This window comes from Lysobacter sp. A421, assembly GCF_054052145.1.
In genome coordinates, this window is record NZ_JBSVRL010000002.1 from 784,961 (window position 1) to 797,976 (window position 13,016).

General features: G+C 65.9%; 11 protein-coding genes. 7 read left to right on the top strand and 4 right to left on the bottom strand.

The genetic code is table 11. The features are described from left to right. Nucleotides 1-20: 20 nt before the first annotated feature. Nucleotides 21-1,661, bottom strand: coding sequence for a sensor histidine kinase (locus tag ACW7G6_RS09020; protein WP_456978833.1), 1,641 nt, complete (start codon nucleotides 1,659-1,661; stop codon nucleotides 21-23). 191 nt (nucleotides 1,662-1,852) lie between these two features. Here ACW7G6_RS09020 and ACW7G6_RS09025 point away from each other — a divergent pair, with 191 nt between their 5' ends. From ACW7G6_RS09025 to ACW7G6_RS09045, 5 genes are all read left to right on the top strand, one after another. Next, nucleotides 1,853-3,196, top strand: coding sequence for a hypothetical protein (locus ACW7G6_RS09025; protein WP_456998079.1), 1,344 nt, complete (start codon nucleotides 1,853-1,855; stop codon nucleotides 3,194-3,196). Nucleotides 3,197-3,496: 300 nt separating this feature from the next. Then, entirely contained in the window at nucleotides 3,497-4,660 is a 1,164-nt protein-coding gene (gene sucC / locus ACW7G6_RS09030; RefSeq protein ID WP_456978361.1) for an ADP-forming succinate--CoA ligase subunit beta, read from the top strand. Nucleotides 4,661-4,684: 24 nt separating this feature from the next. Then, nucleotides 4,685-5,560 carry a succinate--CoA ligase subunit alpha gene (gene sucD / locus ACW7G6_RS09035; protein ID WP_456962344.1) on the top strand — a complete coding sequence of 292 codons (876 nt, stop codon included), beginning with the start codon at nucleotides 4,685-4,687 and terminating at the stop codon, nucleotides 5,558-5,560. Between the two features lie 261 nt (nucleotides 5,561-5,821). Further along, nucleotides 5,822-6,181, top strand: coding sequence for an endonuclease domain-containing protein (locus ACW7G6_RS09040; RefSeq protein ID WP_456978362.1), 360 nt, complete (start codon nucleotides 5,822-5,824; stop codon nucleotides 6,179-6,181). A 1-nt stretch (nucleotide 6,182) separates the two neighbouring features. Beyond that, entirely contained in the window at nucleotides 6,183-7,832 is a 1,650-nt protein-coding gene (locus tag ACW7G6_RS09045) for an NAD+ synthase (protein ID WP_456998080.1), read from the top strand. 11 nt (nucleotides 7,833-7,843) lie between these two features. Here ACW7G6_RS09045 and ACW7G6_RS09050 read toward each other — a convergent pair whose 3' ends face one another. Then, nucleotides 7,844-8,686, bottom strand: coding sequence for an outer membrane protein assembly factor BamD (locus tag ACW7G6_RS09050; protein WP_456978364.1), 843 nt, complete (start codon nucleotides 8,684-8,686; stop codon nucleotides 7,844-7,846). A gap of 81 nt (nucleotides 8,687-8,767) precedes the next feature. On the opposite strand from ACW7G6_RS09050, the gene rluD reads away from it, so the two are divergent. Both rluD and pgeF read left to right on the top strand, forming a co-directional pair. Further along, nucleotides 8,768-9,742 (top strand): 23S rRNA pseudouridine(1911/1915/1917) synthase RluD, encoded by a 975-nt coding sequence (rluD, locus tag ACW7G6_RS09055; RefSeq protein WP_456978365.1) that lies wholly within the window; start codon nucleotides 8,768-8,770, stop codon nucleotides 9,740-9,742. Then, nucleotides 9,743-10,555: a peptidoglycan editing factor PgeF gene (gene pgeF / locus ACW7G6_RS09060; protein WP_456998081.1), complete on the top strand. Its 813-nt coding sequence runs from the start codon at nucleotides 9,743-9,745 to the stop codon at nucleotides 10,553-10,555. A gap of 183 nt (nucleotides 10,556-10,738) precedes the next feature. Here pgeF and otsA read toward each other — a convergent pair whose 3' ends face one another. Both otsA and otsB read right to left on the bottom strand, forming a co-directional pair. Then, on the bottom strand, nucleotides 10,739-12,118 hold the full coding sequence (gene otsA, locus ACW7G6_RS09065; protein ID WP_456998082.1) for an alpha,alpha-trehalose-phosphate synthase (UDP-forming): 1,380 nt from the start codon (nucleotides 12,116-12,118) through the stop codon (nucleotides 10,739-10,741). Then, nucleotides 12,115-12,888, bottom strand: a complete 774-nt coding sequence (gene otsB / locus ACW7G6_RS09070) for a trehalose-phosphatase (protein WP_456978369.1) — start codon at nucleotides 12,886-12,888, stop codon at nucleotides 12,115-12,117. Before otsB ends, otsA begins: the two co-directional genes overlap by 4 nt. Nucleotides 12,889-13,016 lie beyond the last annotated feature (128 nt).

Sequence of the window (13,016 nt, forward strand, 5' to 3'; positions counted from 1 at the left end):
CATGGTGACAGCTTAATCGATCATGACCGCTGGCGGCGCGGATTGCCGTGAGTACCGTTATCGGGCACACGCTTGTCCGTGCCGGTGGACGACAGGCGCAGGCGGAAGCAACTGCCGCCGGCCGGCAGGGCGATGTGGTCAAGCGAGGCCTGGTTGGCGCGCGACAACTCGCGGGCGATGTACAGCCCCAGCCCGGTGCCATGGCCGGAGGTGGTGAAAAAGGGCCGGAACAACTGCTGCGCCACGCGCTCGGGGATCCCCGGGCCACGGTCGGTGACGTCGATGACCGGGTGCTGATGGCTGTCCAGGTACACATGCAGGGTCACCCGCGCCGGTTCGCCCGGGATGCGTCCGTAGGTCAGGGCGTTGTGGACCAGCACGGTGAGGATCTGGTGCAGCTGGCGCGGGTCGACCAGCGCGGCAATCCGGGGCAATTCGCTGGTCGTCAACAAACTGTCCTGTTCCAGGGGGTGCCCGGCGCGATAGTCCTCAACGAAATGGCGGGTCATGCCAATCAGCTCGATGTAGTCGGGCTTGGCCGGGTCACGGCGCGCCATACCGAGCACGTTCTCGACGATGCCGTTCATGCGTTGACCCTGCTGGCGGATGATCTGCAGCAGGCGACGGTCGGCGGTGGCGACGTCGTCGGATTCCTCCAGCAGTTGCACGGCGTAGTTGATCGCCGCCAGCGGGTTGCGGATCTCGTGGGCGAGGCTGGCGGAGAAGCGCCCAAGGGTGGCCAGGGTCATCGATTCGGCGCGCCGCGAGACCAGTGAGGTGTCGTCAAGGAACACCAGGGTCTGGTCGCTGCCGGCCAGCAGGCGGGTGAAACGCGGCACCACCTCGTTCTGGTCGGCGGCGACCAATAGCGGGTCCTCGTTGGCCTTGCCGGTTTCGCGCCAACTGGCCAGGCGCTTGGCCAGCTCGGGCAGGGCCATGCCCAGGTCGCGGTTGCCTTCACCGGCATCACCCAGCAGCAGGTTGGCGGCTTCGTTGGCCAGCTGTACCCGGTTGTGGCCGTCGACCAGCAGCACGCCGGTGCGCAACCGGCGGATGATCAGCTCGTTGACCTCGGTCAGGTGGGCGGTCTGCACGCCGCGGTGCTCGGCCAGGTCGTAGCTGTCGCGCATCTGCCGGCCCAGCACGCTGGTGGTGGTGGCAATGGCGAGGTAACCGACGGCGAACATCAGCGGCTCAGCCAGGGCGCGGTCGCTGGCTTCCAGTGCCACGCTCCACAGGTGTTCGCCGATAATCCCGCCCACCGCGAGGAATGCCGCCGCCAGTCCCAGCCGCGCCGGCAGCAGCAACGCGGCGGCGCCCACGTTGAACATCAGCATCAACGCAATGCCGGTGCCTACCGCAGGGATGGCGTGGATGGCCAGCAGGCCGAAAAACAGGTCGCAGGCGATCCCGGTCAAAGCCTGGTTGCGAAGCTCGCCGCGATTGCGGAATGCAAACAGCAGCGCCGACAGGAAGACATACGACAGCGCGCCCGCCTGCGCGACCAGCTGGTGCCGGGGCGGGTCGATCATGTCGGCGACCGGGCCAAACAACACCAGCACCAACAACGACGCTTCCAGCAGCCGGTACAGGGTGCACAGGTACAGCTCACGGCGCAGTGCGTTGTCGGCGTCTTCGGCCGGGATGGCGGCGATGGTCAGTGGCAAGCGCGAGTCCCCGTTGCGGTCACGCGGAGTATAGGCAGATCGACCGGGGCTTCCAGATTGCGGGCGCCGATGGTCGATGACAGTATCGGACGAACCAAGGGGAAGTGACGTCGTTGTGGTGTCGTGCGCCCGGGCGACAGTGGCGCGGCCTTGATATGGATGTGGGGATGGGGATGGGGATGGGGATGAAACGTTTTCTGAAATGGGCGGCCGTGGCAACCGGAGCGGTAGTCATGGTGGTTATTGGCTTGTACGTGATCTCGCGGGCACTGGGTCCGAGTGACCAGCACGAGCGCGCACTGGCGTTGATGAGCGACCGCGAGCCGGTCACCGGAACCAACGCGTTTGCGGCGCTATGGCTGATGCCCTATGACGTGCCGCCCGACCAGGTCGCGGCGATCGCGGCCACTGATGGGCGGCGGTTCAATGCCTTGTCCGCTCCCAACGGACAGCCCGTCGACGCTGGATCGACGATGGCGAATTTTGCCAGCGTGGCGCAGGGACAGTTCACGCGGCGGTCGCGCGATGAAAGCGACTTGCCGATGTCGTGCCTGGCGGACCCGGTGGCCTGCCTGCAGCACGTCAGCGCCAGGGAGGCGGACTACCAAGGCTGGCGCACGCACAATCGGGCATTGATCGAGCGTGCGGCACTGGACGGGACCGATTACTACCGCAATCCGTTCGAGCCGGCCATTTATCGCCCGTCGCCGAACTTCAGTGTCGGCGCGCGGGCGCGCCGGGCCAGTCAGGCGCTGGACTTCGTTACCGGCGACCGCGAGGCGGCATTTTCCGGCGTCTGCCACGACATCAATACCTGGCGGCGTCTGGGTACGAACGCGGACACTCTGCTCGGGAAGGGGATAGCGTCCGGCTTTGTTGATGGCTCTTTGAGGATGTTCGCTGAAATGCTGGCGCGCGCGCCAGCCGGCGAATCACTGCCCCCCGTCTGTGGGGCCGCCCTGGCACCGCCACGGCCGCAGGAACTGTCGATGTGCGAAGTGATGAAGGGCGAGTTTGCCTTCATGCGGGCCGGGCTGGCGGCGGCGGGTTTTCCTGACAGCAACCTGTTGTATGACCGCGAGGGCACCTATATGCGCAGCGCCGCCATCATGGCGGTGGGCTGCGATGAAGCGACCGAGCGCGCGATTGTCAACGACCGCCCGTTACCGCCGTCGGCACTGCCGGCAGCATTCGACTTCAGCTGCATCCGCAATCCGGTTGGCTGCATATTGACCCACATCTCGGGCCCGGCTTATCAGGACTACCTGAAAAATGCCCAGGACACCGGCGCGAAGATGCGGCTGGGCTCGACGGTGTACTGGTTGCAGACCCATCCCGACGACCGCCGGCCGTTGGCCGAGCGACTGGCGGCACGACCGGCGGAGCTGCACAGCCCGCAGCACCTGATCGAGATCGTCAACGGTGGGCAGGCCCTGCGCATCGCGCTGCAGCAAGGCAGCGGGCGCCATTGGGACCTGCCGCTGTCCGCGCCGGCAGGGCAGCCAAGCGCCACCGCCGGAGCACACTAGGGAATCGCTGAACAATTGCCGTCATTCCCGCGAAGGCGGGAAGCGCTTCACAACAGTCCAAAGGGCTGGTCATCCATGGACTTTGATATTCAGGCACGTAACGTCCATGGATCCCCGCCTTCGCGGGGATGACGAACAAAAGCCGAGTGCCCCAGAGCCTCTGCTTTCAATGACTTGAGGTCAGCAGGCGGACGGTTTTTGCTCACCCCGCCGCGATCGGCGACAATACTTGGCCCCCTCGCGCCGCGCCGTTTTTCGGTGGCCTCCGCGTGGGACGTCTTCCACTCCCCTCGGTGACGCATGAATTTTCACGAATACCAGGCAAAGCAGCTGTTTGCCGACTACGGCATTGCGGTGCCGGCCGGGCGCATTGCGCGCACTCCGGAAGAAGCGGTCGAAGCGGCCAAGTCCATCCCCGGCGACCTGTGGGTCGTCAAGGCGCAGATCCATGCCGGTGGTCGCGGCAAGGCCGGCGGCGTCAAGCTCGCCCGGTCGTATGACGAAGTAAAACAGTACGCCGCGGCGATGCTGGGCACCAAGATGGAAACCTACCAGACCGCTGGCGTCGAGTTGCCGATCGACACCGTGCTGGTGTGCGAAGGCACCGATATCGACAAGGAGCTGTACCTGTCGGTGCTGGTCGACCGCAGCACGCAGACGGTGACCTTCATCGCGTCGGCCGAAGGCGGTATGGAGATCGAGCAGGTCGCCCGCGAGAAGCCCGAGGCGATCAAGACCATCCACGTCAACTACGTGGAAGGCCTGCAGCCCTACCAGTGCCGCGCGCTCGGCTTCGACATGGGCCTGACCTCCAAGCAGTCCAACCAGCTGACCAAGATCATGATGGGGCTGTTCAAGCTGTTCCACGAGAAGGACCTGGCGCTGGTCGAGCTGAACCCGCTGGCAATCCTCACCGATGGCAACCTGGCGGTGCTGGACGGCAAGATCAACTCCGATGACAGCGCCACCTTCCGCCACGCCGACCTGGCCCAGATGCGCGACATCCGCCAGGAAGACGAGGCCGAGGTCAAGGCCAGCCAGCACGACCTGAACTACGTGACCATGGACGGCAACATCGGTTGCATGGTCAACGGCGCGGGCCTGGCAATGGCGACGATGGACGTGATCTCGCTCAACGGCGGCTCGCCGGCGAACTTCCTGGACGTTGGCGGCGGCGCCACCAAGGAGCGCGTGACCGAGGCGTTCAAGCTGATCCTGTCGAGCGACGACGTGAAGGCGATCTTCGTCAACATCTTCGGCGGCATCGTGCGTTGCGACATGATTGCCGAGGGCATCATCGCGGCGGTCAAGGAAGTCGACGTCAAGGTGCCGGTGATCGTGCGCCTGGCCGGTACCAACGTGGAAGCGGGCAAGGAGTTGCTGAAGAACTCCGGCCTTGCCATCACGCCGGCCGACGACATCAACGACGGCGCGCGCAAGGCCGTTGCCGCCGTTGCCGCCTGACACCCTCACCAGGATTCGATACACATGAGCGTTTTGATCAACAAGAACACCAAGGTGATCGTGCAGGGCTTCACCGGCTCGCAGGGAACCTTCCACGCCGAGCAGATGCTCGACTACGGCACCCAGGTCGTGGGTGGCGTGACCCCGGGCAAGGGCGGCACCACGCACCTGAACCTGCCGGTCTTCAACACCGTCGCCGATGCCGTCGACCAGACCGGCGCCGATGCGTCGGTCATCTACGTGCCGCCGGCCTTTGCCGCCGACGCGATCCTGGAAGCGGCCGATGCCGGCATCACCGTCATCGTGTGCATCACCGAGGGCATTCCGGTGCTGGACATGCTGCGGGTCAAGAACGTGCTGAACGACTACGACGATGTCGTGTTGATCGGCCCGAACTGCCCCGGCGTGATCACTCCCGGCGAGTGCAAGATCGGGATCATGCCCGGCCACATCCACACCGTCGGCAAGATCGGCATCGTCAGCCGTTCCGGCACCCTGACCTACGAAGCGGTCAAGCAGACCACCGACGTGGGCCTGGGCCAGTCGACCGTCATTGGTATTGGCGGCGACCCGATCCACGGCCTGGACTTCATCGATTGCCTGAAGCTGTTCCAGGACGATGAGCAGACCGAAGGCATCATCATGGTCGGCGAGATCGGCGGCAGCGCCGAGGAAGAAGCGGCCGAGTTCATCGCCCAGTACGTGACCAAGCCTGTGGTGGGTTTCATCGCCGGTGCCAGCGCCCCGGAAGGCAAGCGCATGGGCCACGCCGGTGCGATCGCCTCGGGCGGCCAGGGTACGGCGGCGGGCAAGTTCGCCGCGATGGAAAAGGCCGGCGTGACCACGGTCAAGTCGCCGGGCGACCTGGGCGCGGCGATTGCGAAGCGCTTGGCGAAGTAAGCCAGACCGCAGGTAACGAGAAAAAGGCCACCTTCGGGTGGCCTTTTTTGTGTGGGTGAGCCGATCTGATTTTTCCCCCTCTCCCGCTTGCGGGAGAGGGCTGGGGTGAGGGCGCTTGCAGCCAAGGTCCACTGGCACCTTTTTTTCCGCGTGCCCTCATCCGCCCTTCGGGCACCTTCTCCCGCAGGCGGGAGAAGGGAAGTTGCGCCCGGCCCGCAGGATTGCCACGATCACCGTCATATTCATCGAAGGAGCGCAAGGATGCGCGAAGGGCAGAAACGTAATTTCGCGCGTGGGTTGCGTGCGACGATGACCGATGCCGAGCGGAAGGTCTGGTATCAGCTGCGAGATCGCAGGCTGTTGGACGCCAAATTCAGGCGGCAATTCCCGATCGGTCGGTATGTCGTGGATTTCGTCTGTCTCGATGCCGGTTTGATCGTCGAGATCGACGGTGGCCAGCACAATGGCTCCATGCATGACGCGATCCGCGACCGGTTCCTTCGCGAGCAGGGCTTTAGCCTGCTCCGGTTCTGGAACAATGACGTCTTGAGCGACATCGGACCGGTGCTGGCGTGCATCTGCGAAGCACTGGTTCACACTCCACATCCGGCAGAGGACTGACATGGCCCAACCCATCCGCATCGCGCTCGCGCAGTTCGACTTTCCGGTCGGCGCGGTCGAGGACAACGCCAACCGGATCGTCGCGTTCATCGGCCAGGCGCGCGATGAGTACGGGGCCGATCTGGTGCTGTTCCCCGAGTTGGCACTGTCTGGCTATCCACCGGAGGACTTGCTGTTGCGTCCGGGCTTCCTGGCCGACTGCGATACGGCGATGCGGCGGATCGCGCGCGCGGCCACCGGGATCACCGCGGTGGTGGGTTGGCCGGAAACGGCCGGGTCGGTGGTCTACAACGCGGCCAGCGTCCTGCGCGATGGGCGCATCGAGCGGACCTACCGCAAGCGTGAGTTGCCCAATTACGCGGTGTTCGACGAGCGGCGGTATTTCGTGGTCGACCCGGACGGGGGTGACTGCGTGTTCGAGCTCAACGGGATCCGGCTGGGATTGTTGATCTGCGAGGATTTGTGGTTCCAGGAGCCGCTCGCCTCCACGATTGCCGCCGGCGCGGAGCTGGTGTTGTCGATCAATGCCTCGCCGTTCGAACGCGACAAGCACGGCCGGCGTGTCGCGTTGCTGGAGGAAGCGACCCGCGGTAGCGGCGTGCCGATTGCCTACCTCAACGGGGTCGGCGGCCAGGATGCGGTGGTGTTTGATGGTGATTCGATGGTGGCTGATGGCGACGGCCATGTGCATCCGCCGGCGGCGGCGTTCCAGGAGCAATGGCTGGTGGTCGATTTCGACCCGGTGCAGCGCCGTTTCCAGTCGGTGCTGTGGCCGCACGACGGCGATGAAAGCCGGGATGCGCTGGCTTGGCGCGCGGTGGTGTATGGGACACGGGACTATTGCCGGAAAAATGGCTTCGGCAAGGTCTGGCTGGGCTTGTCGGGTGGGCTGGATTCGGCCGTGTGCCTGGCCATCGCGGTGGATGCGCTGGGTGCGGAAAACGTCACCGCCGTGCGGATGCCGTCGCGCTATACCGCCGACCTGTCCAACGACCTGGCCGCCGAGCAGTGCGCCGAGCAGGGCGTGCGCCTGCTGACATTGCCGATCGAGAAGCCTTTCCAGGGCTATCTCGATACCCTCGCGGAATTGTTCGAGGGCGAGCCGGCCGACACCACCGAGGAGAACCTGCAGTCGCGGACCCGTGGCGGGATCCTGATGGCGTTGAGCAACAAGTTCGGCGGCTTGCTGCTGACCACCGGCAACAAGAGCGAGTACGCGGTCGGCTACGCGACCATCTATGGCGACATGGCCGGCGGTTACGCGCCGTTGAAGGACCTGTACAAGACCGAGGTGTTCGAGTTGGCGCGCTGGCGCAATACGGTCGGTGACAGCAGCGATGGGGTCGGAGTCATCCCGGTCGGGGTGATCGAGCGGCCGCCATCGGCCGAGTTGCGTGCCGACCAGACGGACCAGGACTCGTTGCCGCCCTACGACGTGCTTGACGCGATCCTGGTGCGCTACGTGGACCAGGAACAATCGCGCGAAGAGATCATCGAAGCCGGCTTCGATGCCGCCACCGTCGACAAGGTATTGCGGCTGGTGCGGATCAGCGAATGGAAGCGCCATCAGGCCGCGCCCGGGCCGAAGGTGTCACGCCGCGCGTTCGGTCGCGAGCGCCGCTACCCCATCAGCAACGGGTACAAGGGATAGCGGGGTCCCCATTAGTTGTCGAGCGCGGACTTCTCGCCGGCAAACGGGTTCAGCTTGCGCCAGTCGCTGGGGAAGTCGGGCCAGTTTCCGCTCAGGTACGGATGGTCGGGTTCGTTCTGGGCCAGCACCCGGCGCGCATCGGCGGCGAGGGTCTCGTTGCCCAATCCCTCGTAAGCGGATGCCAGCGTCGCGACGGCGTCGTTCTGGTAGATGCTCTCGGGATAGGTTTCCAGCAGGTAGGTCGCACGATCGGCAGCGGCGACGTACGCAGTGCGGCGCAAGTAGTACAGGGCCGTTTCCAGCTCGTGGCGTGCGAAGGTGTCGCGCAGATCGGCCATGCGTTTGTGCGCATCGGCGGCAAAGCGGCTATTGGGATAACGGCTGGTGACGATCGAGAAGTCGTTGTAGGCCTGGGTCGGGGTGGCCAGGTCGCGCCGGCTGGCGTCCAGCCGCCAAACCTTCTGCAGGAACACCGCGTCGCGGTTGGAGTTCACCAACCCGCGCAGGTAGTACATGTAGGCGATGTTGCGGTGGGTCGGGTAGGTCCGGATGAAGCGGTCGATGCTGCTGATCGCCTCCTCGTGCGCGCCGGACTTGTACTGCGCGTAGGCGGTTTCCATGAACGCCTGCTCGGTGTACGGGCCATACGGGTACTGGGCGATGAGGCCGCGGAAGGTCGTCGCGGCGCTTGACCAGTTGCCGTGGGTCATCGCGGTATGGGCCTTCTCGTACAACTGCTCTACCGGCGCGTTCTCCGGGGCGTCCTTCTTCTTGAACATTGAGCAGCCGGTGCCGACAAACAGCACAACCAGCATCAGCGAAAACAGGCGAATTGAGGCGGAACGATCAGTCATGGTCGGGATCAACGGGCGCCGGAGGCACGAAGCGCCGATAATAGCAGTCCCGCGCCGTGTGCCCTTAACCGTGTCCATCCAATGAGCCAACCTGCCATCTCCCTGCAGGCCGTCGTGCCTGATGCCGCCGCCGGACGTCGCTTCGATGCGGTGCTGGCCGAACTGTTCCCGTCGTATTCGCGCAGCCGGCTGGCCAGCTGGATCAAGTCCGGGGAAGTCCTGCTGGACGGGCGTGAAGCGCGCCCGCGTGACCCGGTCCGCGGTGGCGAATCGGTTGTCCTGCATGCGGTGCCCGAGGTCCAGACCCGTTCCGAGGCCGAGGATATTCCGCTGCGGATTTTGTTCGAGGACGAGCATGTGATCGTGATCGACAAGCCGGCGGGCCTGGTGGTGCATCCGGGCGCGGGCAACCCGGACGGCACTCTGGTCAACGCGCTGCTGTTCCGGCACCCGGAGCTGAACGCGCTGCCCCGGGCGGGCATCGTGCATCGTCTCGACAAGAACACCTCGGGGGTAATGGTGGTTGCGCGCAGCCTGGTCGCGCATACCGCGCTGGTCGCCCAGTTGTCGGCGCGTGACGTGCACCGGCAATACCTGGCCGTGGTGTCGGGTGCGCTGGTCTCGGGCGGAACCGCGAACGCGCCGATCGACCGCCACCCGCGCGACCGGATCCGGATGGCAGTGCGCGACGACGGCCGCGACGCGATCACCCATTACCGCCTGCGTGAACGCTTCCGCGCCCACACCTTGCTGGAGTGCCGCCTGGAAACCGGTCGTACCCACCAGATCCGGGTGCACATGGCACACCTGAAGCACCCGATCATCGGCGACTCGTTGTATGGCGGGTCGCTGAAGCTCCCGCGCGGCGCCAACGAGGCGCTGGTGACTGCCCTGAAAGGCTTCAAGCGCCAGGCGTTGCACGCCGAGACGCTGGAATTCGTGCATCCGGTGAGTGGTGAGCCGGTGCGGTGCAGTGCGCTGATGCCGCCTGATATGCAGGCGCTGGTGAAGGCGCTGCAGGATGACACCCACGAAGCGGCTGAGCGCGAGCGCTGAGTGAAAAACTCACCACTGCTGCCGGCGGACTGGGCCGCGCCAACCGGGGTGCACGGGTTCACGACGCTGCGTCATGGCGCCGGGTCGTCGCTGCCGCCGTTCGACCGCTTCAACCTGGGCAACAAGAATCCGACGGATGGCGACGATCCGGCGACGGTCGAGGCCAACCGGGCAGCGCTGGTCACCGTTGCCGGACTGCCGGCAGCGCCGGTATGGATGCGGCAGGTGCATGGAACGGCGGTGTTTCGTGCTGGTCCGGACATGAACATGAACATGGACGCGGACATGGGCGCGGACATGGGCGCGGATGCCGGGGCGCCAGAAGCTGATGCCGCCGTCACCTCCGTCCCCGGCACAGTCCTGGCAATCCTCACCGCCGACTGCCTGCCGGTGTTGTTCTGCGCCGATGACGGCCGTGAAATCGGCGCCGCCCACGCCGGCTGGCGCGGGTTGGCGGCCGGCGTGCTGGAAGCGACGGTCGCGGCGATGGAGACCGCGCCCGGGGGATTGATCGCCTGGCTCGGCCCGGCGGCAGGGCCGCAGCGCTACGAGGTCGGGGCGGAGGTGTACGACGCCTTCGTCTCGCAGGATGGCGCCGCCGGCAATGCGTTCATCGGCACCCGGCCGGGTCACTGGCATGTCGACTTGTACGCGTTGGCGCGGCGTCGACTGGAACAGGCCGGACTCGGCGCCGACCGGATCTTTGGCGGCGGCCTGTGCACGATCGCCGAGCCGCAACGGTTCTATTCGCACCGCCGCGACCAGCGGACCGGCCGGATGGCCTCGCTGGTATGGATGGAGCCGACACGCTAGCGTGATGTCCCGCAAGTTTTTTTGATCGTCATCCTCGCGAAGGCGGGGATCCATGGACTTTGCATTCGACCGGCTTAACGTCCATGGGTTCCCGCCTGCGCGGGAATGACGGCAGTTGCGGGAATGACGGCAGTCGCGGGAATGACGGCAATCGCGGGAATGACGGCAATGGTTCGGCCTTTCCTAGCTCTCCCGCAGCGCCTGTAAATAGCTGCGTCGCCATGCGGTGATGTCGTGTACCTGCAGCCAGTCCATCATCGAGCGCCAGCGCTCGCGGCGCTCCGCCAGGGGCATGTCCATTGCCTGGGCGATGGCCGCGGCGACGCCATCCAGGTCGTAGGGATTGACCAGCAAGGCCTGACCCAGCTCACGCGCCGCGCCGGCAAAGCTCGACAGCACCAGCACGCCTGGGTCGTCGGAGTCCTGGGCGGCGATGTACTCCTTGGCAACCAGGTTCATGCCGTCGCGTAGTGGGGTCACCAGTGCGACCCGCGCCAGACGGTAGAACCCGGTCAGCGCGGGATGGGCGAAGTTGCGGTTGACGTAGCGCATCGGCGTCCAGTCCGGCCGGGCGTGGGTGCCATTGATATGACCCGACAGGCGCTCCAGCTCAGCCCGCAACTCCTGGTATTCGGGCACCTCTCCGCGTGAGACCGGGGCGATCTGCAGGTAGGTCAGGTGACCCAACTGGTCCGGGTATTGGCGCAGGTAGCGCTCGAAGGCGCGGAAGCGCTCGGGCAGTCCCTTGGAGTAGTCCAGCCGGTCGACACCGATCGCCAGGGCCCGTCCCGACAGGCTGCCCACCAATCGCTGGAAGCTGGGCCGGTCGACTGCGGCAGCGGCCTGTTGCGCGATGTGGCGGGTGTCGATGCTGATCGGGAAGGCGCCGGCGCGCAGCCGACGGCCACCGGCGGTTTCCAGCACGCCGCTGTCGATCACCCGGCCACGCCCGAACAGGCGCACGTAATCCTGGAAACGCTCCAGGTCACGCTGGGTCTGGAAGCCGATCAGGTCGTGCGCCGACAAGCCTTCGAACAAGCGCTTGTGATGGGGAAGTGCGGCCAGCAGGTCCGACGACGGCATTGGGACGTGCAGGAAGAAACCCAGCTTGCAGCGCACGCCGCGCTCGCGCAGCAACGCCGCCAGCGGTATCAGGTGGTAGTCGTGGATCCAGACGATATCGTCCTGGCGCAGCAGTGGCGCGAGCTTGTCGGCGAACAGGGCATTGACCCGCCGGTAGCCGTCGTAGGTCTCGCGACTGTAGTCGACCAGGTCGACCCGGAAGTGCAGCAACGGCCACAGGGTGCGGTTGGCAAACCCGTTGTAGTAGTCGTCATGGTCGCGCTGCGAGAGATCGATGGTGGCGTAGTGGATCGGTGCTTCGCCGTGGCTGGACTCGTCGAGTTCATGAAGTTCTCCGGATTGGCCGGTGATCCGTCCGCTCCAGCCGAACCACATTCCCCCGGTCTCCTCCAGCGCTGCGTGCAGGGCCACGGCGAGCCCGCCCGAGCTTGGCTGGCCAGGCAGGGCGACCCGGTTGGAGACGATGACCAGCCGACTCATGGTGCGGTCTCCCGTCCCGCGCCGCGACACAGCCAATCGCGCACAGTCGTCGGGTCGGCCAGGCGGTGGTCGGCGGCGCTGGGTTGCCGGTCCCCGACCAGGACCGCCAGGCCGGCGTGTTCGCGCACCACCCGGAAGCCATGCTCGTCGGTGAGGTCATCGCCGACGAACACCGGCCGGCGGCCCCGGAACGGATCGGTGGCAATCAGCGCCGCGATGGCCACTCCCTTGTCCGCGCCATCGGGACGCAGTTCCAGCACCTGGTCGCCAGGTTGCAGGTGATAACCGGGCAACCAGGTCAGCGCCGCCTCGGCCAGCGACATCAATGCCGGCTTGGCGTCGCGATTGCCGCGCCAGTGCAGCGCCACGGTCGCGCCCTTGTCCTCCACCAGAGCGCCCGGGTAGCCATTGACCAGTGACTGCGCCTTGTGCAGCAAGGCTTGCAGCGGAACCGGTGGCGCGGGCGTGGTGGCGCGGGTTGTGTCGTGGCGCATTTCCAGCCCGTGCAGGCCGGCCGCCGGCAGCTGCAACGGGGCGAACAACCGGTCCAGTTGCGCCAGTGGCCGCCCGCTGACCAGCGCCAGCGCACCGTCCAGTTTTTGCTGGAGCGACTGCAGGGTATCCACCAGACCAGCCGGTACCACGACGGCGTCCGGGGTCGGGGCAAAATCGAGCAAGGTTCCGTCCACGTCCAGCAACAGCGCCCAGTCATCGGCGATCTCTGGTGCGGGCCTGAGGTGACGGGACGTGAGGTGACGGGACGTGCGCATACACGCCATTGTGCGCATCGAGGTGTCAGCATCCGGTGCACACCGTGGTGGCAACCCCGCCGGTAAGGCGTGCAATCACTGCATGGGCAACTTGAACCGAGCCGTTGCGGGCCCTACCCGGTGGTTAT

Bases quoted from the DNA above. Each gene is read 5' to 3' on its own strand.
- otsB (WP_456978369.1), bottom strand. From the start codon at position 12,888: ATGCGCACGTCCCGTCACCTCACGTCCCGTCACCTCAGGCCCGCACCA.
- sucC (WP_456978361.1), top strand. From the start codon at position 3,497: ATGAATTTTCACGAATACCAGGCAAAGCAGCTGTTTGCCGACTACGGC.
- ACW7G6_RS09050 (WP_456978364.1), bottom strand. From the start codon at position 8,686: ATGACTGATCGTTCCGCCTCAATTCGCCTGTTTTCGCTGATGCTGGTT.
- otsA (WP_456998082.1), bottom strand. From the start codon at position 12,118: ATGAGTCGGCTGGTCATCGTCTCCAACCGGGTCGCCCTGCCTGGCCAG.
- sucD (WP_456962344.1), top strand. From the start codon at position 4,685: ATGAGCGTTTTGATCAACAAGAACACCAAGGTGATCGTGCAGGGCTTC.
- ACW7G6_RS09045 (WP_456998080.1), top strand. From the start codon at position 6,183: ATGGCCCAACCCATCCGCATCGCGCTCGCGCAGTTCGACTTTCCGGTC.
- ACW7G6_RS09040 (WP_456978362.1), top strand. From the start codon at position 5,822: ATGCGCGAAGGGCAGAAACGTAATTTCGCGCGTGGGTTGCGTGCGACG.
- ACW7G6_RS09025 (WP_456998079.1), top strand. From the start codon at position 1,853: ATGAAACGTTTTCTGAAATGGGCGGCCGTGGCAACCGGAGCGGTAGTC.
- rluD (WP_456978365.1), top strand. From the start codon at position 8,768: ATGAGCCAACCTGCCATCTCCCTGCAGGCCGTCGTGCCTGATGCCGCC.